The organism is Pseudomonas sp. HPB0071 (assembly GCF_000478505.2).
In the GTDB taxonomy this organism is placed as follows: Bacteria; Pseudomonadota; Gammaproteobacteria; order Pseudomonadales; family Pseudomonadaceae; genus Chryseomonas; species Chryseomonas luteola.
Genome location: NZ_KI517367.1, coordinates 911,836 through 932,256 on the forward strand (window position 1 = coordinate 911,836; position 20,421 = coordinate 932,256).

Below are 20,421 nucleotides of genomic sequence, written 5' to 3' on the forward strand. Positions count from 1 at the left end.
TGGCAAAGGTGTCCGGGCCAGGCTGAACTGTTCAGTTTTTGTTCAATTCAGCCTTTATCCGGACACGGCGAGCGGGTATCATTGCCGACCCTTTTCCAGTACACCCGTACCTCCAAAGCGCCTGCAGTTGCTATTGGATAAGGTAATTTCGGCCAGGGAAACTCATGTCGATGGTACGCATCGGCCCATATACATTGCCCAACCCACTGATCCTCGCGCCAATGGCCGGGGTGACTGATCGCCCATTCCGCCAGCTGTGTCGTCAGCTTGGTGCAGGTCTGGTCGTATCGGAAATGGTAACCAGCGACGTTCGTCTGTATAACAGCCGCAAGTCACGGCTACGCCTGATTCACGACGGTGAGGCCGAGCCGCGCTCGGTGCAGATTGCCGGCGGCGATCCAGCCATGCTGGCTGAAGCGGCACAGCGCAATGTCGAGCTGGGTGCACAGATCATCGACATCAATATGGGTTGCCCGGCTAAAAAGGTCTGCAACAAGGCAGCCGGTTCGGCGCTGATGAAAGATGAAGCGCTGGTAGCCGATATCCTGGATGCCGTCGTAGCCGCCGTTGACGTGCCCGTCACGCTCAAGATCCGTACAGGTTGGGACCGTGAACACCGCAATGGCGTGACGATTGCCCGCATTGCAGAGCAGGCCGGTATTGCGGCACTCTCCGTGCACGGACGGACGCGGGCCGATCTGTATACCGGGACAGCGGAATACGACACCATCGCTGAAATCAAGCAGGCGGTTTCCATTCCGATTTTTGCCAACGGTGACATCGACTCACCGGAAAAGGCTCGCTACGTGCTGGACCATACCGGTGCCGATGCCCTGCTGATTGGCCGTGCGGCGCAAGGGAGACCCTGGATCTTCCGAGAGATCGATAATTACCTGCGTACAGGCCAGCATCTGCCGGCACCGACCCTTGGCGAAGTGGAACAGATCCTGCTGGGCCATTTGTCCGAGTTGCATGGTTTCTACGGCCCCGAAATGGGCGTACGGATCGCTCGCAAGCACGTAGGCTGGTATCTTTCAGCTCTTCCTGGCGCTCAGGACTTTCGCGCTCAGTTCAACCGTCTCCAAGATATGGACGCACAACACGCCAGCATTTGCGCCTTTTTCGCGCAGTGCCCATCTGATGGGAAGGAAGTGGCATGACTTCGTTGACCGATAACTCTATGACTGGAATCACGCCTGTGAGCGACAATGCCAATCTGAAGCAGCACCTGACGGCACCGCTGCAGGAAGGCCAGACCCTGCGAGACAGCGTTGAAAAGGCGCTTCGCAACTATTTCGCTCACCTGGACGGCCAGCCGGTTACCGATGTCTACAACATGGTGTTGTGTGAAGTCGAAGCCCCCTTGCTGGAAAGCGTAATGAATTACGTCAAGGGCAACCAGACCAAGGCGTCTGAGATGCTCGGCTTGAATCGCGGCACCCTGCGCAAAAAGCTCAAGCAATACGATCTGCTCTGATTCTCATGATGTCCAGAGCCGGTCGAGCAAGGTCCGGTTCTGGACAGCCCTTCCTCTCGCCTGACCGATGGACTTTGTGATGACAGACCAAACCGCCCGCCTTCCCGTTCGCCGTGCGCTGATCAGCGTCTCCGACAAGACTGGCGTCGTTGATTTTGCCCGAGAGCTTGCAGCATTAGGTGTCGAGATTCTTTCGACTGGCGGCACCTATAAATTGCTGCGCGACAATAATGTCCCGGCAGTGGAGGTGGCGGATTACACCGGCTTTCCAGAAATGATGGACGGTCGCGTCAAGACGCTGCATCCCAAGATTCATGGTGGCATTCTGGGTCGCCGCGGTACGGATGATGGCGTCATGGGTCAGCGCGGCATCCAGCCGATTGATCTGGTAGCCGTTAACCTCTACCCCTTCGAGGCAACTGTAGCCAAGCCAGACTGCGACCTGCCGACTGCCATCGAGAATATCGATATTGGCGGTCCGACCATGGTTCGCTCAGCCGCGAAAAATCATAAGGACGTTGCTATCGTCGTCAATGCCGGCGATTACGCTCAGATCATCGAAAGCCTCAAGCATGGCGGCATGACCTATGCACAGCGTTTCGATCTGGCCCTCAAAGCGTTCGAACATACATCAGCCTATGACGGCATGATTGCCAATTACCTGGGCACGATTGACCAGACGGCTGAAGTATTATCCACCCAGGGCCGCGGCAGCTTTCCCCGTACCTTCAATACCCAGTTCATCAAGGCGCAAGAGATGCGCTACGGCGAAAATCCGCATCAGAGCGCTGCTTTCTATGTAGAAGGCAAGCCCCAGGAGGCGAGTGTCGCCACGGCGACCCAGCTTCAAGGCAAGGAGCTTTCCTTTAATAATGTGGCTGACACCGATGCAGCCCTGGAGTGCGTAAAGAGCTTTGATGCTCCAGCCTGTGTTATCGTCAAACATGCCAATCCCTGTGGCGTTGCGGTAGCCTCCGAAGAGGATGGCGGCATTCGCAAGGCCTATGACCTGGCATATGCCACTGATAGCGAGTCTGCCTTTGGCGGCATCATCGCTTTCAACCGCGAGCTGGATGGCGAAACGGCCAAGGCGATTGTCGAGCGCCAGTTCGTCGAAGTCATCATTGCACCCAAGGTATCAGCTGCCGCTCGCGAGATCATCGCAGCCAAAGCCAATGTTCGACTGCTGGAATGCGGCGAATGGAGCACCGAACGCGTGGGCGGCTGGGACTTCAAGCGAGTAAACGGTGGCCTGCTGGTACAGAGCCGCGACATCGGTATGATCACTCAGGCCGATCTCAAAATCGTTACTCAGCGCGCGCCCAGTGAGCAGGAAATCCAAGACCTGCTGTTCGCTTGGAAAGTCGCCAAATTTGTGAAGTCCAACGCCATCGTTTATGCCAAGCATCGCCAGACCGTAGGCGTAGGAGCTGGCCAGATGAGCCGCGTCAACTCTGCCCGCATCGCTGCCATCAAGGCCGAGCATGCCGGACTGGCCGTGCAAGGAGCCGTCATGGCATCCGATGCCTTCTTCCCCTTCCGTGACGGCATCGACAATGCTGCCAAGGCCGGCATTACCGCCGTGATTCAACCCGGCGGCTCGATGCGTGACGCGGAAGTCATTGCGGCTGCCGATGAAGCAGGCATGGCCATGGTCTTTACCGGCATGCGTCATTTCCGTCACTAATCAAACCGGCTTTGCCGTATTGTCCGGAGCCTTGATCTGCCACTGCGCAGACGAGAGGCTCTGGACATCTTGCATCACTGCGGGCTCATGCCCTGGCCGGCATGAGCCCTAGAAGGAGCGAACATGAATGTATTGATCATTGGCAGCGGCGGACGAGAACACGCGCTGGCCTGGAAGGCGGCACAGGATCCTCGCGTTGAAAAGGTATTCGTTGCGCCGGGTAATGCGGGTACGGCCATCGAAGATAAATGTGAAAACGTCGCTATTGATGTCCTGGCCCTGGAGCAACTGGCGGACTTTGCCGAGAAAAACGTTGCCCTGACAATCGTCGGACCAGAAGCCCCTCTGGTAAAAGGCGTCGTAGACCTGTTTCGCTCACGTGGCCTGAAGTGCTTCGGCCCTACGGCAGGCGCTGCCCAGCTGGAAGGATCCAAGGCCTTCACCAAGGATTTCCTGGCCCGCCACCAGATTCCTACAGCGGCATACCAGAACTTTACTGAAATTGAGCCTGCCCTTGCCTACCTGCGTGAAAAGGGCGCACCTATCGTAGTCAAGGCCGACGGCCTTGCTGCAGGCAAGGGTGTGATCGTCGCCATGACGCTTGAAGAAGCTGAGGCTGCCGTACGTGACATGCTGTCAGGCAATGCCTTTGGCGATGCGGGTGCTCGTGTTGTTATCGAGGAGTTCCTGGAGGGCGAAGAGGCCAGCTTTATCGTCATGGTCGACGGCCATAACGTACTGCCCATGGCGACCAGTCAGGATCACAAGCGTGTAGGCGATGCAGACACCGGCCCGAATACCGGCGGCATGGGTGCGTACTCACCCGCTCCGGTGGTCACTACTGATATCCATCAGCGCATCATGGATGAAGTAATCTATCCCACGGTACAGGGTATGGCGGCTGAAGGTCATGTCTATACCGGTTTTCTGTACGCTGGCCTGATGATCGACAAGAACGGCGCTCCCAAGGTCATCGAGTTCAACTGCCGCTTTGGCGATCCTGAAACGCAGCCGATCATGCTGCGCCTGCAATCCAGTCTGGTAGCACTGGTCGAGGCAGCGCTGGCTGAGCAGCTGGATACGGCTGATGCCCAGTGGGATCCTCGACCCAGCCTGGGTGTCGTACTGGCAGCAGGTGGCTACCCTGGAGATTACGCCAAGGGAGACGTCATTTCCGGCCTGGAACAGGCAGTCACTGCCGACGGCAAGGTCTTTCATGCTGGCACAGCATTAGCCCAAGATCAGGTCGTGACCAGTGGTGGCCGCGTCCTGTGCGCCACGGCACTAGGTGACTCCGTGGCTCAGGCACAGCAGAATGCCTATGCCCTAGCCAGACAGATCAACTGGAACGGCTGCTTCTACCGCAACGACATCGGTTATCGTGCGATAGCTCGCGAACGCAGCTAATACCACTGCCGGACGTCATGAAGATGTCCGGCAGCATTTATCCCTGCTGGTCGGCTCGCTATACTCTGAATTCAACTTACGAAGGGAATTTTCGTGCGCCGGCTCAGGACCGCCATCTGTTTGCTTGCCAGCGTTGTGCTGGCTTTCCTGTATGCCTCGTTTCCTGTGGCTGCCGACGAAATGGCGGCATGGTCACGCCTGGATGATCCAGAGGGTAGCCTGCAGCTGAGCGATGTGCGTGAGCGGCTTTCTGAGTTCAGATCGCTCCCGGGCCAGGAAACCCATCGTCCGGCTGATGAAGGAGCAATCTGGCTCTATACTCGCCTGCCCGCCTCGGATGCCTCACGCGTTCTACGGGCCATTGCACCAAACGTGGCGTATATCGATTTTTATGCCTTGAGTGATGGCAGGACCCTGTCCCTCAATCGAACCGGCATCGCACGCCCCGGTAACTACCGTGAGCAGCCCAGCCGCGACTTTCTGTTTACCCTGCCGAGTACCGCCGGCCCGCTGGACGTTTTTGTCCGCATGGAAAGCCGAAGTCCGATTCGTGCCTTTCTGAAGATTGCGCCCAATGCCGAGATCACCATCGCCTTCCGGCTACTGATGTTCGGCACGCTGCTGGGCTGCCTGTGCATGCTCATGATCTTCAACATGATGCAGCTCTTCTACCGGCGCAGCAGTACCGGTATTGCCCTAACCATTCTGCTCGGCCTGCAGATGGTGGCCGCCTTTAACATCTTCGGCCTGGCCAGCATGATTCTGGTCGAAAAGCTCTACCTGACGCCGTTGCTGATGGATCTCTCTACCCTGGCAACGATGGCGTGTGCGCTCTATTTTACCAGCGCCTTCTTTAACGGCCAGCAGCTGCCATTACGCCTGCAGCTGGTGCTTTATGTCGAGTTCATCGCGCTTGTACTGGCGGCCGCGTTCCTGATTCTGACCAAGGACGTATACATCGGCGAGGTGCTTTACAGCCTCATCGGCCTAAGTGTTTTCACCCTTTTCGCCATCAGTGTCAAATACTGGCAACAGGGCTTCAAGCCCGCACGCTGGCTGGCACTGGCCTATCTGCTGGCCATCATTGCGGGTGGTTTGGCCCTGCCCCGCATGATGGGTTACTGGTCCTCACCAGAATGGCTGGGACGCGCACTGGTTATGGTCAGCGTGATTACCGGCTTTCTGTTTACGGTGGCTGTAGGCGAGCGCCAGCGTTATCTGCTTGAAAAGCACTTCCTGATGAGCCGTGACCAAGCCGCCAACACGGCTGAAATCAAGGGCAAGGCAGACTTCCTGGCACGCATGAGCCACGAAATACGCACCCCTATGAACGGTGTATTGGGCATGACCGAGCTGCTTTTAGGCACCGCTATGTCACCCAAGCAACGGGATTATGTCCAGACCATTCACAGCGCAGGTAATGAGCTGCTTAGCCTGATCAATGAAATTCTGGATATATCAAGGCTCGAGTCTGGCCAGATCGAACTGGAAGATGTCCAATTCGACTTCAATGCGCTGATCGAGGATAGTCTTGATATTTTCAGAGCCAAGGCCGAGCATCGACAGGTTGAACTGATCAGCTTTATCCAGCCCCAGGTGCCGCGCATGATGACGGGTGACCCGACGCGTCTGCGCCAGGTGTTGCTAAGCCTGCTGGATAATGCCTTCCAGCGGACTGAAATAGGCGAGATCCTGCTGGTGGTGGCTCTGGAAGGCCAAGGAACGCCAAACCCTCGCCTGCGTATCGCCGTTCAGGACAGCGGTACGCCCCTGGAGCCTGAGGCCCGCAACCGACTAGTTTCCAGCACGTTGGACAGCCGGGAATTTCTGGCAGCTGGTGTGTCGGGTGCTCATCGAGGTCTTGCCATCACGCAACGTCTGATCATGCTGATGAAGGGTGAGCTGGGTATTGAAAGCGGCGCTGAAGCTGGCTCGACCGTCTGGCTTACCCTTCCCGTTCCACAAGGCCTTCTGGATAATCCCGGCGCTGATCTCGACCGGCCCCTGCATGGCGTCCGCCTGCTGGTGGTCGACGATAACGAAACCTGCCGCAAGGTTCTCCAGCTGCAATGCAGTGCCTGGGGCATGAACGTCACCCTGGCGGCTTCCGGGCGGGAAGCCCTGGCACTCCTGCGTACCAAGGCGAACCTGCAAGAATATTTCGATGTCGTGCTGCTGGATCAGGAGATGCCAGGCATGACCGGCATGCAACTGGCCGCACGGATCAACGAAGATCCCAACCTGAGCCATGATCTGCTACTGATCATGCTGACCGGTATCACTAACGCGCCCAGCAAGATCATTGCACGCAACGCGGGTATCAAGCGTGTCCTGACCAAGCCTGTAGCAGGCTACACGCTGAAGGCCACACTGGCCGATGAACTCTCCCGACGCAGCCAGCCGCTGGGCGAGACGCCTCGAGAGACCCAGTCGGCGCCTCTGCCAAACGACCTCAAGGTTCTGGTTGCCGAGGACAACATCATCTCAACCAAGGTTATTCGCGGCATGTTGAAAAAGATCAACATCGAGCCGGATACAGCCACAAATGGCCTCGAAGCCCTGGCAGCCATGCAACAGACCCAGTATGACCTCGTATTGATGGACTGCGAGATGCCGGAAATGGACGGCTTTACGGCAACCGAACGCATGCGTGCGTGGGAGGCGCGCGAGAACCGCCCACGAACACCCATTGTGGCGCTGACGGCGCATATCCTTTCCGAACACAAGGAGCGCGCCCAGGAAGCCGGAATGGATGGTCATATGGCCAAGCCTGTGGAGTTGTCTCAATTGCGTGACCTTGTGCAGTTCTGGGCTGGCGAACGTGAGCGAGGCGAAACAAAGAAGTAAGGTGGCAGCTACGTGACTTCTTCACCATGTAGCTGCCTGACTCGTCCAATAGGCTGCTTATAATTTATTCAAATAACGGCCCAAGCCAGGCGCCCCAAAAAAGGGCCGCCTGGTTTTTCGTATTTACCCAGAGCACCAAAAGAAGGCACCACGTCTACTACGCCGCCAGCGTTTGAGTATGAAAGCTTAGTCAAATCAAAGGCTGTGGCAGTTTGGCATGGATAGTGAAATGCATCGATTAAAGCCGAAAAGGCTTACCCACAATCGAGCACGATCATCCAGGAGCCATGCATGAAGCGCCGTCCCCTACTCAAGACAACGTTGGCCGCTAGCGCCCTGCTGTTCAGCGGACTTTTCCCTTTCAGCGCTGCGCACGCCGCCGACACCATTAAGGTCGGTATTCTGCACTCCCTGTCCGGCACCATGGCGATCTCCGAAACATCGCTCAAAGACATGGCGCTAATGACCATCGATGAAATCAATGCCAAGGGCGGCATAAACGGTAAAAAGCTTGAGCCGGTGGTGGTTGACCCTGCTTCCAACTGGCCATTGTTTGCAGAAAAAGCACGCCAACTACTGACTCAGGACAAGGTAGCCGTGGTATTTGGCTGCTGGACCTCCGTCTCTCGCAAATCCGTATTACCGGTTTTTGAAGAGCTGAACGGCATGTTGTTCTACCCCGTTCAGTATGAGGGCGAGGAAATGTCGCCCAACGTGTTCTATACCGGCGCAGCGCCCAATCAGCAGGCCATTCCGGCAGTGGAATACCTGATGAGCGAGGATGGTGGTGCCGCCAAGCGCTTTTTCCTGCTGGGCACCGATTACGTCTATCCTCGTACCACGAACAAGATCCTCCGCGCCTTCCTGCATAGCAAGGGCGTAGACGACAAAAATATCGAAGAGGTCTATACCCCCTTTGGTCATAGTGATTATCAGACCATCGTTGCCAATATCAAAAAATTCTCTGCCGGCGGCAAGACCGCTGTGGTCTCGACCATCAACGGCGATTCCAACGTGCCCTTTTACAAGGAACTGGCCAACCAGGGGTTGAAGGCAACAGACGTACCGGTAGTGGCTTTCTCGGTGGGTGAGGAAGAGCTGCGTGGTATTGATACGGCGCCACTGGTCGGTCATCTGGCAGCCTGGAACTACTTCCAGTCCGTCGAAAATCCGGTCAACGAGAAATTCGTATCCGACTGGAAGGCCTATGCCAAGGCCCATAACCTTCCCAACGCCGCTACAGCTGTCACCAATGACCCGATGGAAGCGACCTACGTCGGTATCCACATGTGGGCGCAGGCCGTCGAGAAGGCCAAATCGACCGATGTGGACAAGGTGCGTGATGCGCTGGCGGATCAACGCTTCCAGGCGCCTTCGGGTTATACCCTGACCATGGACAAGACCAATCATCACCTCCATAAGCCGGTCATGATCGGCGAGATCCAGGATGACGGTCAGTTCAGTGTGGTCTGGCAGACTGAAGGTCCCATCCGCGCACAGCCCTGGAGCCCTTATATCACCGGCAATGACAAGAAGCCGGAGCATCCAGTCAAGGGTACGTTTTAACGCATGAGTTGATAACGCGTCGCGGGCATTGGGGAGCCTTTCGCTTGCCAGTGTCTGCTTCGCCACGAAGCGCCCGAGGGTGCAGCCCCTGCACACACGAGAGAAAACATGCGCCTGGTTTCCTTTTTATTGACTGCCTTGCTGCTGAGCGCTGCCGGCTTGGCCTGCGCCGGCCCGGCCAGTGATTTCGCCGCCGCCAGCAGCGCCGAACAGATCAAGCTACTACAAGCCTGGTCGGCTGAGCCCAGCCCTGACCGCTTACCTTTTCTACAAGCCCTGCAGGACAACACCGTAGTTATCGACGATGAAAAGCACGTGTTCTACAAGGACGGCAATACACTGCATGCCGCAGAAGGTGACTCTACAGTAGCGCCTGTCGGCACGCCGAAAAGCTTCCGCTTGAACAACCGGCTCCGGGTCTTGATCAGCAATGCCCTGGCGAGCCACCAGCTCCTGTCCAACGATGCTTCGGCACGTCTGCACGCCGCACAGGCATTACGGCAGGAAGCCAAGCCAGAACAGCGTACGCTGCTCGAACAGCGCCTGCATATCGAGGCAGATGAAGACGTCAAACAGGCGTTGAGCCTTGCCCTGGCCAACCTACAGTTGACCGATCCTGATCCTGCCGTGCGTTTGGCTGCGGTGCGCCTGCTGGGCGATACAGGCGAGCCCCAGGCACGCACGCGCCTGCAGGCGCTGACCAATCCCGCCAACGAGACCGACGCCAATGTACGCAAGGCCGTAGCAACCAGTCTGAAACAGGTGGAACGTCGCCTGCTGATCGGTGATCTGCTTGGACAGGCCTTTACCGGCCTTTCCCTGGGCTCGATTCTGCTATTGGCAGCCTTGGGCCTTGCCATCACGTACGGCCTGCTGGGTGTGATCAATATGGCCCATGGCGAGATGCTGATGCTGGGCGCCTACTCCACGTACGTGGTTCAACTGCTGTTCCAGCGTCTGGCGCCCGATTGGCTCGCTTTTTATCCACTGCTGGCTCTGCCTGTGGCATTTCTTATCACAGCGGTCATTGGCATGGCACTGGAACGTACCGTGATCCGCCATCTGTACGGCCGCCCGCTTGAAACCCTGTTGGCTACCTGGGGCATCAGCCTAATGCTGATCCAGCTGGTGCGCGTCGTGTTCGGGGCCCAAAACGTGGAAGTGGCAAATCCGGCATGGCTCTCGGGCGGTATCCAGGCCTTGCCGAATCTGCTGCTGCCATATAACCGGCTGATCATCATTGGTTTTGTAATTGCGGTTCTGGTTCTCACCTGGAGTCTGCTCAATATGACCCGGCTAGGCTTGAATATCCGCGCCGTGACGCAGAACCGCAACATGGCAGCCTGCTGCGGCGTGCCGACCGGGCGCATCGACATGCTGGCATTTGGCCTGGGCTCGGGTATTGCCGGCCTGGGTGGCGTGGCGCTATCGCAGGTTGGCAACGTCGGACCTGACTTGGGTCAGGGCTACATTATCGACTCCTTTCTGGTCGTGGTGCTTGGCGGGGTTGGCCAGCTGGCTGGGAGCGTCATGGCTGCGTTCGGCCTGGGCATTGCCAACAAGATTCTCGAACCACAGATCGGCGCAGTACTGGGCAAGATCCTGATCCTCGCGCTGATCATCCTGTTTATCCAGAAGCGCCCCCAAGGCCTCTTCGCTCTCAAAGGGAGGGTTATCGATTGAACCAGCCCCTGACCATTACGCTTGCGCAAAAAGCCGGCCCGCGCTGGACCCTGGCCCTTGGCGGATTAGCCCTGGTTGGCCTGCTTGCCTTGCCGCTTCTCTCCTTGCTACCGGCCGACAACCCATTACAGGTGTCGGCTTATACCCTGACACTGGTAGGCAAGATTCTCTGCTATGCCATCGTGGCGCTTGCTCTGGACCTGGTCTGGGGATACGCCGGACTGCTGTCGCTCGGCCACGGTCTGTTCTTCGCCCTGGGTGGCTACGCGATGGGCATGTATCTGGTACGCCAGTCTGCCGGAGAAGGCGTCCCGGCCTTCATGTCGTTTCTGTCCTGGACGGAAATCCCCTGGTTCTGGGCGGGTACGCAGCACTTTCTGTGGGCGCTATGCCTGGTCGTACTTGCACCTGGTGTGCTTGCCTTTGTGTTTGGTTTTTTTGCCTTTCGCTCACGCATCAAGGGTGTGTACTTTTCGATCATGACCCAGGCGTTGACCTTTGCCGGCATGCTGCTGTTCTTTCGTAACGAGACCGGTTTTGGCGGCAACAATGGGTTCACCGGCTTCACTACCCTGCTCGGCTTCCCGATCGCCTCACCGGGCATGCGTGCCATGCTTTTCCTGCTGACAGTCGCCCTGCTTGTAGGCAGTCTGCTCCTGGGCTGGCAACTCGCACGCAGTAAATTCGGCCGCATTCTTACCGCCATCCGCGATGCGGAGAACCGCGTCATGTTCTGCGGCTACGACCCACGCGGCTTCAAACTGTTCGTCTGGACGCTGTCGGCTGTGCTTTGTGGTCTGGCGGGTGCGCTGTACGTACCTCAGGTGGGCATCATCAACCCGAGCGAAATGGCTCCGACCAACTCCATCGAGGCTGCCATCTGGGTGGCACTGGGCGGCCGCGGCACGCTGATTGGCCCGATCATTGGTGCGGGCATCGTCAATGGCGCCAAGAGCTGGTTCACCGTTGCCTTTCCCGAGTACTGGCAGTTCTTTCTGGGCCTGCTGTTCATCGTAGTGACCCTCTATCTTCCCAAGGGCGTGATCGGACTGATCCGTAAGGATAAAGACCTATGAAAGCCGCTCCTGTACCTGAGCTGCTCGATGCCTCCCTAGGCAGCGAATCGAGCGGGCTGGACCACCGTGTTACAGGCGGTCTCGATACCCGCCACGGCACGATTCTTACGCTAGAGGATATCAGTGTCAGCTTCGATGGATTCAAGGCGCTAAATGACCTGACGCTTTACATCGGCGTCGGTGAGCTGCGCTGCATTATCGGGCCCAATGGTGCCGGCAAGACGACCCTGATGGACGTCATCACCGGCAAGACCCGCCCCGATACTGGCAAGGCCTACTTTGGCGAAACCCTGGACCTGACACAGATGAGCGAGGTGCAAATCGCTCAGGCAGGCATCGGTCGGAAGTTTCAGAAGCCTACGGTATTCGAAGCGCTTACCGTGTATGAAAACCTGGAGTTGGCACAAAAGGCCGACAAGTCTGTCTGGGCCAGCTTGCGAGCAACGCTTAGTGGTGAGCAGAAGGAGCGACTCGAGGACATCCTGACCACGATCCGCCTGAGCGAATCGCGTCATCGACCGGCCGGGTTGCTCTCCCATGGACAAAAACAATTCCTGGAAATCGGCATGCTACTGACGCAGGAGCCCCAGTTACTCCTGCTGGACGAACCGGTAGCCGGCATGACAGATGCCGAAACCGAGTTTACGGCGGAACTGTTCAAGTCGCTGGCCCGCAAGCATTCGCTCATGGTGGTGGAGCATGACATGGGCTTTGTCGACACCATCGCTGATCATGTCACCGTGCTGCACCAAGGGCATGTTCTGGCAGAGGGCTCGCTTGTCGAAGTACAGGCCAATGAGCAGGTCATCGAGGTCTATCTAGGTCGATGAAAGCGCCCCGTAGCGTGGATCAAGCCCAGCAATGCTGTGCAGCTGGCAATTGATGAGTAGGTAATCTCCCCTCTCGCTCATGCGTCCATAAGGAACAACGATGCTTCAGGTTAACGAACTTCATCAGTATTACGGTGGTAGCCACATCCTGCGCGGTCTGTCCTTTGAGGCAAGAATTGGCGAAATCACGTGTCTACTGGGCCGAAACGGCGTTGGCAAGACGACGCTGCTCAAGTGCCTGATGGGTCTTATACCCTCGAAACAGGGAAGCGTGACCTGGGAAGGCAATGTGATTACTTCGCTCAAGCCACACCAGCGGATTCATGCCGGTGTCGCCTATGTACCGCAGGGTCGTGAGATTTTCCCTAGGCTTACCGTAGAGGAAAATCTGCTGATGGGCCTGTCTCGCTTCCCGGCCGGACAAGCCAAGGAAGTCCCTGATTTTATCTATGAGCTGTTCCCTGTTCTCAAGCAGATGAAGCATCGTCGAGGGGGAGACCTCTCTGGTGGTCAGCAGCAACAGCTCGCCATTGGCCGCGCCCTGGCCAGCCAACCGCGCCTGCTGATTCTTGATGAGCCCACCGAAGGGATTCAGCCGTCCGTTATCAAGGAGATCGGTACGGTCATCAAGCGGCTGGCGGCCAGAGGCGATATGGCCATTTTACTGGTGGAGCAATTCTATGATTTTGCCGCCGAATTGGCCGATCACTATCTTGTGATGTCTCGTGGGGAAATCATCCAGCGCGGCCAGGGTACACAGATGGAGGCCGACGGCGTAAGCGGTCTGGTCGCCATTTGAAAACCGCTTGCCAGAGCACCCACGCGGCATGCCATGATCCCGTCAGTTCAGCGTAATGATGCTGACGGTAAACCAAAACAGATAAGAACCGATGAACGCACCAATTACATCCGCCCTATTTACCCCTGCCTGGCAGGCCGAGCTGGAATTGGCCTATTCACGCCAGGATGACTGGACTCGTCCAGTCATGCGGCGGCATGCCGGTCCGCTGCGGGTGCAGAAGCATTTGCACGCGGAGGGGCCGGAGGTGTGCCAGCACATCATTGTTCACCCACCTGGCGGTATTGCCGGCGGAGATCGCCTGGCAATCAGTGCTCGTGTCGGTGAGCAGGCCTGGGCGCAACTGACCAGTCCGGGTGCCGCCAAGTGGTATCGCGCGACAGGCCCAGCTCATCAGTGTCTCACACTCGCCGTCGAGCCCGGCGCCACGCTGGAATGGCTACCTCAGGAAACCATTGTCTTCTCGGGTGCGCAGGCCGAGCTGGCTACCCGTATCAATCTTGAAGGTGACGCCCGCCTTTTTTACTGGGACATGGTTGCCCTGGGTCGCCCCGCCAGCCAAGAGCGCTTTGCTACAGGACACTTCCAGTCTCATCTGGACATCTACCGCGACGGCCATCGGCTATGGCATGAGCGTCAGCACATTGCCGGAGGCGACCGTTTACTGGAGTCGCCTATTGGACTCGCTGGATACCCTGTCTTCGCCACGCTGATCGTGACAGGCGATATTGACGAATCCCTGCTACAGGCCTGCCGCGCCCTGCCGTGCCAGGGCCGTGGCGATCTCTCACAACTCCCTGGCCTGCTGGTAGCTCGTTGTCTTGCCCATGAGGCGTTGGCGGCACGTGCCTGGCTGATCGAACTCTGGACGCTGTTACGCCCTGCCCTGCTGGGCCGCCGCGCCGCCCCTCCCCGCATCTGGAGCACCTGATGGATTTGACACCTCGCGAAAAAGACAAGCTATTGATTTTCACTGCCGGTCTTGTGGCTGAACGGCGTCTGGCCAGAGGCCTCAAGCTCAATTATCCCGAGGCCATGGCTTTCATATCGGCCGCCCTGCTCGAAGGCGCCCGGGACGGCCAGACGGTAGCCGAGCTGATGCACTACGGCACCACGCTGCTTACCCGCGAACAGGTCATGGAAGGGGTTCCGGAAATGATTCCAGACATCCAGGTGGAAGCTACCTTTCCTGACGGGACCAAGCTTGTAACCGTACACCAACCGATTGCCTGAGGCTGTTATGACGTGCTCTATCGCTCCTGCCCACGAATCCGATCTGCCTGGCATTCTGGCCATCTACAACGACGCCGTGGAAAACACCACGGCGATCTGGAACGAGACCCTGGTCGATCTAGCCAACCGCCGTACCTGGCTGGCAGACCGTACGGCTCAGGGGTTTCCCGTACTGGTTGCCCGTGATGCTGCCGGTGAGGTAGTCGGCTATGCCAGTTATGGCACCTGGCGAACCATTGAGGGTTTCCGTCATACCGTCGAGCATTCGGTATACGTTCGCAGCGATCAACGGGGTCAGGGCATCGGCCCCATGCTGATGAAGGCCCTGATCGAATATGCCCGCAACGCCAATCTACACATGATGGTGGCGGCTATAGAGAGCGGCAATACCGCGTCGATCCGCCTGCATGAGCGACTGGGTTTCGTAACAACCGGCCAGATGCCGGAAGTCGGCCGCAAGTTCGATCGGTGGCTGGATCTTACGTTTATGCAACTCAAGCTGGAGTCCCATCATGGTTGACATCACCCTTGAACGCGTCGGTGCAGAAGCATTTCAACATTACAGGCAGGGCTTAGGCGACCTTTTGCGTGACTGTGTTGCAGGCGGCGCCTCGATCGGGTTTCTGGCTGATCTGAGCGATGCCGAAGTTGACGCGTATCTGGATAGCGCTCAACAGGGTATAGCGGATGGCAGCCTTCATCTCTGGGTTGCGCTATTAGCCGATCGGACGGTGGCCGGTAGCGTACAGCTGGCGCCAGCGACCAAACGCAATGGCCTCAAACGCGCCGAAGTACAAAAGTTGATGGTGCTACGTGGCGCTCGGCGGCACGGCATTGCACATCGGCTGATGATCACGCTGGAAAGCGCTGCATCGGACATGGGGCGCACCTTGCTTTACCTCGATACGCTGGCGGGTTCAGGCGCCGAACAGCTCTATCAATACCTGGGATATCAGCGTGTCGGGGAAATCCCGGACTATGCCGCGAACCCCGACGGCACCTATCACCCGACCGCCCTTTACTACAAGCAGCTCAGGAGCCTCTCATGATCCCTGGCGAATACCAGATCAAAGACGGCGATATAGAACTCAATGCCGGTCGTCGAACCTTGAGCCTGACGGTAGCCAACACGGGGGATCGCCCTGTCCAGGTCGGCTCTCACTATCACTTCTTCGAAACCAACGATGCCCTCGCCTTTGACCGTGAGCAGGCCCGTGGCATGCGCCTGAACATTCCGGCAGGTACGGCGGTACGCTTCGAGCCGGGCCAGTCACGCGATATAGAGCTGGTGGAGCTGGCAGGCGACCGTATCGTGTATGGCTTTGCTGGCCGTGTGATGGGCCATTTATAACGCGCAGCTCCGATGCAATGAACATCAGTCTTGATGATGGGTATTGCTTCGCACCTTCCATCCCATTGCCAGGATGGTCAAGGCGCGCCGCCTGAAGGCAGTAATACCCCTTACCAACCCACACCCGAAACACAGAACGGGACCGGCGCTGCGCCACCCCTCCCTACACGATCAGGATGAGTGATATGAAGATTTCACGCCAAGCCTATGCCGACATGTTCGGTCCCACTACGGGCGACAAGGTGCGTCTGGCGGATACGGACCTGTGGATTGAGGTCGAGCACGATCACACCGTTTACGGTGAAGAGGTCAAGTTCGGAGGCGGCAAGGTCATCCGCGACGGCATGGGCCAGAGTCAGCGTTGCGCAGCCGACGTGGTCGACACGGTGATCACCAATGCGCTGATTCTTGACCACTGGGGAATTGTGAAGGCGGACGTCGGCCTCAAGAATGGCCGTATTGCAGCCATCGGCAAGGCAGGCAACCCGGACATCCAGCCGGGAGTAACGATTGCTATTGGTGGCGCAACAGAGGTCATCGCTGGGGAAGGCATGATCCTCACAGCAGGCGGCATCGATAGTCACATTCACTTCATCTGTCCGCAGCAGATCGAAGAGGCCCTCATGAGTGGTGTGACTACCATGATCGGCGGAGGCACAGGCCCAGCGACAGGCACTAATGCGACTACCGTAACGCCCGGCCCTTGGCATATGGCGCGCATGCTGCAGGCGGCAGATGCCTTCCCCATGAATATCGGTTTTACCGGCAAAGGCAACGTAAGTGTTGCCGAACCGCTAATAGAGCAGATCAAGGCTGGCGCTATTGGCCTTAAGCTGCATGAGGACTGGGGCACGACACCAGCAGCTATCGACAACTGCCTTGCAGTGGCTGACCAGTACGATATCCAGGTTGCAATCCATACCGATACGCTGAATGAGTCTGGCTTCGTCGAGACGACCCTGGGCGCATTCAAAGACCGCACCATTCACACTTATCACACCGAAGGTGCAGGGGGTGGACACGCGCCGGATATCATCAAGGCCTGCGGTTTCCCCAATGTGTTGCCCAGTTCCACCAATCCAACCCGGCCGTTTACCAGGAACACCATTGATGAGCACCTGGACATGCTTATGGTCTGCCATCATCTCGACCCAAGCATCGCTGAAGACGTAGCCTTCGCCGAGAGCCGTATCCGCCGCGAGACCATTGCTGCCGAGGATATCCTCCATGACCTGGGCGCGTTTTCAATGATCAGCTCTGACAGCCAGGCCATGGGCCGAGTAGGCGAGGTCATAACCCGTACCTGGCAGACGGCAGACAAAATGAAGAAGCAACGCGGCCCTTTGCCCGAGGACGGCCCCGGCCATGACAACTTTCGCGCAAAGCGCTATATCGCCAAATACACTATCAACCCGGCCATTACCCACGGAGTCAGCCATGAGGTGGGCTCTATTGAAGTGGGTAAATGGGCAGATCTGGTCTTGTGGCGCCCGGCCTTCTTTGGCGTGAAACCCTCATTGATCCTAAAAGGCGGTGCCATTGCGGCGAGCCTCATGGGCGACGCCAACGCATCCATCCCTACTCCACAACCGGTTCACTATCGACCTATGTTCGCAAGCTACGCCGGTTCGCGTCATGCCACGAGCCTGACCTTTATCAGTCAGGCGGCCTTTGACGCAGGTGTGCCTGCCCAGTTAGGCCTCAAGAAGCAGATTGGCGTCGTAAAGGGCTGCCGTACGGTGAAGAAAACCGACCTGATCCATAACGGCTATTTACCCACTATCGAAGTCGATCCGCAGAACTATCAGGTGAAAGCAGATGGACAGTTGTTGTGGTGCGAGCCGGCAGAGGTATTGCCCATGGCACAGCGGTATTTCCTGTTTTGATCAGGGTCTTGCGGAAGCCCCAAGGCAGCGTTACCGCTTCTGAGCGGTAACGCTGCCTTGGATAAACGGAATTACTTGCTGGCGGCGTCGATGGCCTTCTGCAGGTTTTCCGTATCGGTCGCGCCGGGAATAACGGTCACGTTGTCTGCGGTTGCGCCCTTGGTCGGCATGACTACGAACGTAGGCGTACCCTGGATCTGCATCTTGCTGCCCAGGTCCATGTTGGCCTGGATCTGGGACTCTAGCGTCTTCGCGTCAGCCTTGACATCGGCCAGCTTCAGATCAACGGCTTTCAAGGCTTTCTCTACGTCCTGCTCGGTCAGCTTGCCCTCGTTCTTGCCGGTTGCAAACAGACCGTTATGGTATTTCAGGTAAGCCTCACCACCCTTCTTCGCATACACATACTGACCGGCTTCCGCCGCCAGGATGGACGCAGGCCAGCGAGCACCAAAGACTGGAAATTCCTTGAAGATGAAGCGAACATTGGGGTTCGCCTTGATCAGCCCTTCGACCGTTTCGGACATGTGATAGCAATAGATGCACTGGTAATCGAAAAACTCGACGATCGCCACCTTGGCATCCTTCGGCCCTACGGCAGGCGTCTTGGCATCGTTGAGCAAGGCATCGGCGGAAGCTACAGCACCCACGGTCAGCTGACTGATCTGCTCTTCCTGTTGTTTCTGCTGCAACGCCTGACTGACCTGAACCAGCACCTCAGGGTGCTTAATCAGATAATCCGCGGCGATCTTGCCAATCGCATCCTGCTGGCTGGCATTGAAACCGCCAACACTGCTATCGGCATGGGCAAAGGGAGCGCAGGCCAGAACCAATGCTGCAAGAGCTGATTTGGCACGCAGCGTCCGACCTTTGAAATTCTGCATCTGTGGTTCCTTGGCTATGAACGAGGGGAAATAGCACTCCGCCGGTGGGCGGAAAGCTCATGATCGTACCGCATGCCGAGGCCTTTACAAAAACAGGTTGAATGGAACAGGCACAAACCTGAGGCTTTCGGCACACCTGAAGGCAATCCAGCAGAATGCCTTGGGACAGCTGGTCGCCTTCAACTGACGTTTGCCATGAATGAGAGTCCGAATGGTTTTAGCGAGGTAAATGTAAATGACTGATCAAGCTGACTTCATCCGGATAGTGAAGAGCGAAGTGCTCTCCGAAGGCTTCTCCGTACTCAAGACAAACACCTTTGACTACCGCCGCCGTAACGGCCAATGGCAACAGCTGACCCGAGAGACCTACGATGCAGGCGACAGCACTACCGTGCTCCTCTATAACCGGTCGCAGCGGACCGTTGTGCTCACCCGGCAATTTCGCTTTCCTGCCTTCGTCAATGGCGTAGCGGACGGCATGTTGCTCGAAACACCAGCCGGCAAGCTTGATAAGGCGTCTCCTGAGAAACGTATTAAGGAAGAGATTCGTGAAGAGACCGGCTATGACATCCAGAATGTCACGCCACTGTTTGAAGCCTATTCAACCCCCGGTTCCGTGACGGAAAAGCTCTCTTTTTTCACGGCTGAATACGAGTCAAGTAACCGCAAGGAAGACGGTGGTGGTCTGGAAGGAGAAGGTGAGGACATCGAGGTATTAGAAATGCCTTTCGATGAAGCGCTAGGTTTGGTCAGGCAGGGGCAGATAAAAGACATGAAGACCATCACCCTGCTCTATCACGCAGCGTTACACGTACTCGATAAACCTGTAGCGTAATGTCAGCCATTTTTCGGGCGAGTAAGCTTACTAAGCCCACTCGCCCGAACGCGGTTCCTTACAGGCGGAACCGTGCCATTTGCGTGGCCAAGTGATCGGCCATAAGAGACAGTTCCTGACAATCCGCACGACAGGCATTCACATCCTTGACCGTTGTTTGAGCAAGATCAGCGATACCCTGAACGTTTCGGTTGATCTCTTCCGTTACTGAGCTTTGCTCTTCAGTAGCGGTCGCCACCTGATGGTTTCTATCCGTAAGCTCTTCGACATGCGCAGCAATGGCATCTAATGACCGGCCTGTTTGTCTGCTGGCCTCTACGCCCGTTTCAGTAGCCGACTGTCCGGCACGTATGGAAGCAACGGCCTCGTCAGCACGCCCTTTGAGTTCACCAATCATGCGCTGAATTTCAGAGGTCGCGCTTTGGGTACGGCCAGCTAGGGTACGAACCTCATCAGCCACCACGGCAAATCCACGCCCCATTTCCCCTGCACGTGCTGCCTCAATGGCTGCATTGAGCGCCAGCAAATTCGTCTGGTCGGAAATACTACGAATTACCAGCAAAACCTCATCAATGGTATCGACCTGTTGAGCCAGGGCACCTACAGCGCTTGCCGCCTCCTCAATATCGGCCGACATCCCTTGGACATACTGGATAGATTGCCCAACCACCTGCTTAGCGGATACCGCCTCTTCCTGAGTGCTGCAAGAGACCTCAGCTGCAGCGCCGGCATTGCGTGCGATCTCTTGCACGGTCAGCCCCATTTCATGCACAGCGGTAGCCACCATGTCGGTCATATGCTGCTGCTGGGTCGCTCGCGTCGATGTGCTGTCCACTACCTGGGCAACCTGGACCACATTCTGC

19 protein-coding genes are annotated in these 20,421 nt (G+C 57.3%); 17 read left to right on the forward strand and 2 right to left on the reverse strand.

The genetic code is table 11. The features are described 5' to 3' along the window. Nucleotides 1–164: 164 nt before the first annotated feature. The 16 genes from dusB (at nt 165) to ureC (ending at nt 17,842) form a co-directional block, all read left to right on the forward strand. Nucleotides 165–1,160 carry a tRNA dihydrouridine synthase DusB gene (gene dusB, locus HMPREF1487_RS04590; RefSeq protein WP_010795428.1) on the forward strand — a complete coding sequence of 332 codons (996 nt, stop codon included), beginning with the start codon at nt 165–167 and terminating at the stop codon, nt 1,158–1,160. Next, nucleotides 1,157–1,477: a DNA-binding transcriptional regulator Fis gene (gene fis, locus HMPREF1487_RS04595; protein ID WP_010795429.1), complete on the forward strand. Its 321-nt coding sequence runs from the start codon at nt 1,157–1,159 to the stop codon at nt 1,475–1,477. Before dusB ends, fis begins: the two co-directional genes overlap by 4 nt. Nucleotides 1,478–1,556: 79 nt before the next feature. After that, the gene (gene purH / locus HMPREF1487_RS04600; RefSeq protein WP_010795430.1) at nt 1,557–3,164 is read left to right on the forward strand and encodes a bifunctional phosphoribosylaminoimidazolecarboxamide formyltransferase/IMP cyclohydrolase; all 1,608 of its coding nucleotides are present in this window, start codon (nt 1,557–1,559) and stop codon (nt 3,162–3,164) included. A gap of 123 nt (nt 3,165–3,287) precedes the next feature. Next, the gene (gene purD, locus HMPREF1487_RS04605; RefSeq protein WP_010795431.1) at nt 3,288–4,571 is read left to right on the forward strand and encodes a phosphoribosylamine--glycine ligase; all 1,284 of its coding nucleotides are present in this window, start codon (nt 3,288–3,290) and stop codon (nt 4,569–4,571) included. 93 nt (nt 4,572–4,664) lie between these two features. Beyond that, nucleotides 4,665–7,418 (forward strand): hybrid sensor histidine kinase/response regulator, encoded by a 2,754-nt coding sequence (locus HMPREF1487_RS04610; protein ID WP_010795432.1) that lies wholly within the window; start codon nt 4,665–4,667, stop codon nt 7,416–7,418. Nucleotides 7,419–7,709: 291 nt separating this feature from the next. Continuing rightward, nucleotides 7,710–8,984, forward strand: a complete 1,275-nt coding sequence (urtA, locus tag HMPREF1487_RS04615) for an urea ABC transporter substrate-binding protein (protein WP_010795433.1) — start codon at nt 7,710–7,712, stop codon at nt 8,982–8,984. Between the two features lie 108 nt (nt 8,985–9,092). Next, complete coding sequence (gene urtB / locus HMPREF1487_RS04620; RefSeq protein ID WP_010795434.1) at nt 9,093–10,667, forward strand: urea ABC transporter permease subunit UrtB; 1,575 nt, start codon at nt 9,093–9,095, stop codon at nt 10,665–10,667. Beyond that, the gene (urtC, locus tag HMPREF1487_RS04625; RefSeq protein WP_010795435.1) at nt 10,664–11,743 is read left to right on the forward strand and encodes an urea ABC transporter permease subunit UrtC; all 1,080 of its coding nucleotides are present in this window, start codon (nt 10,664–10,666) and stop codon (nt 11,741–11,743) included. The genes urtB and urtC overlap by 4 nt, the downstream gene beginning before the upstream one ends. After that, nucleotides 11,740–12,573 (forward strand): urea ABC transporter ATP-binding protein UrtD, encoded by an 834-nt coding sequence (gene urtD / locus HMPREF1487_RS04630; RefSeq protein WP_010795436.1) that lies wholly within the window; start codon nt 11,740–11,742, stop codon nt 12,571–12,573. Before urtC ends, urtD begins: the two co-directional genes overlap by 4 nt. Nucleotides 12,574–12,673: 100 nt before the next feature. Next, nucleotides 12,674–13,372, forward strand: coding sequence for an urea ABC transporter ATP-binding subunit UrtE (urtE, locus tag HMPREF1487_RS04635; RefSeq protein WP_010795437.1), 699 nt, complete (start codon nt 12,674–12,676; stop codon nt 13,370–13,372). 91 nt (nt 13,373–13,463) lie between these two features. Then, a complete protein-coding gene (locus HMPREF1487_RS04640) occupies nt 13,464–14,303 on the forward strand; it encodes an urease accessory protein UreD (protein WP_010795438.1) in 840 nt (279 codons plus the stop codon). After that, nucleotides 14,303–14,605 carry an urease subunit gamma gene (locus HMPREF1487_RS04645; RefSeq protein ID WP_010795439.1) on the forward strand — a complete coding sequence of 101 codons (303 nt, stop codon included), beginning with the start codon at nt 14,303–14,305 and terminating at the stop codon, nt 14,603–14,605. Before HMPREF1487_RS04640 ends, HMPREF1487_RS04645 begins: the two co-directional genes overlap by 1 nt. Before the next feature lie 7 nt (nt 14,606–14,612). Continuing rightward, on the forward strand, nt 14,613–15,125 hold the full coding sequence (locus HMPREF1487_RS04650; RefSeq protein WP_010795440.1) for a GNAT family N-acetyltransferase: 513 nt from the start codon (nt 14,613–14,615) through the stop codon (nt 15,123–15,125). Beyond that, complete coding sequence (locus tag HMPREF1487_RS04655) at nt 15,118–15,654, forward strand: GNAT family N-acetyltransferase (RefSeq protein ID WP_010795441.1); 537 nt, start codon at nt 15,118–15,120, stop codon at nt 15,652–15,654. Before HMPREF1487_RS04650 ends, HMPREF1487_RS04655 begins: the two co-directional genes overlap by 8 nt. Continuing rightward, nucleotides 15,651–15,956, forward strand: a complete 306-nt coding sequence (locus HMPREF1487_RS04660) for an urease subunit beta (protein ID WP_010795442.1) — start codon at nt 15,651–15,653, stop codon at nt 15,954–15,956. The genes HMPREF1487_RS04655 and HMPREF1487_RS04660 overlap by 4 nt, the downstream gene beginning before the upstream one ends. Before the next feature lie 185 nt (nt 15,957–16,141). Next, on the forward strand, nt 16,142–17,842 hold the full coding sequence (gene ureC / locus HMPREF1487_RS04665) for an urease subunit alpha (RefSeq protein ID WP_010795443.1): 1,701 nt from the start codon (nt 16,142–16,144) through the stop codon (nt 17,840–17,842). Nucleotides 17,843–17,913: 71 nt separating this feature from the next. Here the strand turns inward: ureC and HMPREF1487_RS04670 are convergent, their stop codons facing one another. After that, entirely contained in the window at nt 17,914–18,723 is an 810-nt protein-coding gene (locus HMPREF1487_RS04670) for a DsbA family protein (RefSeq protein WP_010795444.1), read from the reverse strand. A 235-nt stretch (nt 18,724–18,958) separates the two neighbouring features. Here HMPREF1487_RS04670 and HMPREF1487_RS04675 point away from each other — a divergent pair, with 235 nt between their 5' ends. Further along, complete coding sequence (locus HMPREF1487_RS04675) at nt 18,959–19,558, forward strand: NUDIX domain-containing protein (protein WP_010795445.1); 600 nt, start codon at nt 18,959–18,961, stop codon at nt 19,556–19,558. Nucleotides 19,559–19,616: 58 nt separating this feature from the next. On the opposite strand, the gene HMPREF1487_RS28305 is transcribed toward HMPREF1487_RS04675, so the two are convergent. Next, a complete protein-coding gene (locus tag HMPREF1487_RS28305; RefSeq protein WP_371106370.1) occupies nt 19,617–20,354 on the reverse strand; it encodes a methyl-accepting chemotaxis protein in 738 nt (245 codons plus the stop codon). Nucleotides 20,355–20,421 lie beyond the last annotated feature (67 nt).

Excerpts from the sequence above, each read along its gene's own strand:
- dusB (WP_010795428.1), top strand. The coding sequence starts at position 165 with ATGTCGATGGTACGCATCGGCCCATATACATTGCCCAACCCACTGATC.
- fis (WP_010795429.1), top strand. The coding sequence starts at position 1,157 with ATGACTTCGTTGACCGATAACTCTATGACTGGAATCACGCCTGTGAGC.
- purH (WP_010795430.1), top strand. The coding sequence starts at position 1,557 with ATGACAGACCAAACCGCCCGCCTTCCCGTTCGCCGTGCGCTGATCAGC.
- purD (WP_010795431.1), top strand. The coding sequence starts at position 3,288 with ATGAATGTATTGATCATTGGCAGCGGCGGACGAGAACACGCGCTGGCC.
- urtA (WP_010795433.1), top strand. The coding sequence starts at position 7,710 with ATGAAGCGCCGTCCCCTACTCAAGACAACGTTGGCCGCTAGCGCCCTG.
- urtB (WP_010795434.1), top strand. The coding sequence starts at position 9,093 with ATGCGCCTGGTTTCCTTTTTATTGACTGCCTTGCTGCTGAGCGCTGCC.
- urtD (WP_010795436.1), top strand. The coding sequence starts at position 11,740 with ATGAAAGCCGCTCCTGTACCTGAGCTGCTCGATGCCTCCCTAGGCAGC.
- urtE (WP_010795437.1), top strand. The coding sequence starts at position 12,674 with ATGCTTCAGGTTAACGAACTTCATCAGTATTACGGTGGTAGCCACATC.
- HMPREF1487_RS04640 (WP_010795438.1), top strand. The coding sequence starts at position 13,464 with ATGAACGCACCAATTACATCCGCCCTATTTACCCCTGCCTGGCAGGCC.
- HMPREF1487_RS04645 (WP_010795439.1), top strand. The coding sequence starts at position 14,303 with ATGGATTTGACACCTCGCGAAAAAGACAAGCTATTGATTTTCACTGCC.
- HMPREF1487_RS04650 (WP_010795440.1), top strand. The coding sequence starts at position 14,613 with ATGACGTGCTCTATCGCTCCTGCCCACGAATCCGATCTGCCTGGCATT.
- HMPREF1487_RS04655 (WP_010795441.1), top strand. The coding sequence starts at position 15,118 with ATGGTTGACATCACCCTTGAACGCGTCGGTGCAGAAGCATTTCAACAT.
- HMPREF1487_RS04660 (WP_010795442.1), top strand. The coding sequence starts at position 15,651 with ATGATCCCTGGCGAATACCAGATCAAAGACGGCGATATAGAACTCAAT.
- ureC (WP_010795443.1), top strand. The coding sequence starts at position 16,142 with ATGAAGATTTCACGCCAAGCCTATGCCGACATGTTCGGTCCCACTACG.
- HMPREF1487_RS04670 (WP_010795444.1), bottom strand. The coding sequence starts at position 18,723 with ATGCAGAATTTCAAAGGTCGGACGCTGCGTGCCAAATCAGCTCTTGCA.
- HMPREF1487_RS04675 (WP_010795445.1), top strand. The coding sequence starts at position 18,959 with ATGACTGATCAAGCTGACTTCATCCGGATAGTGAAGAGCGAAGTGCTC.
- HMPREF1487_RS28305 (WP_371106370.1), bottom strand. The coding sequence starts at position 20,354 with ATGACCGACATGGTGGCTACCGCTGTGCATGAAATGGGGCTGACCGTG.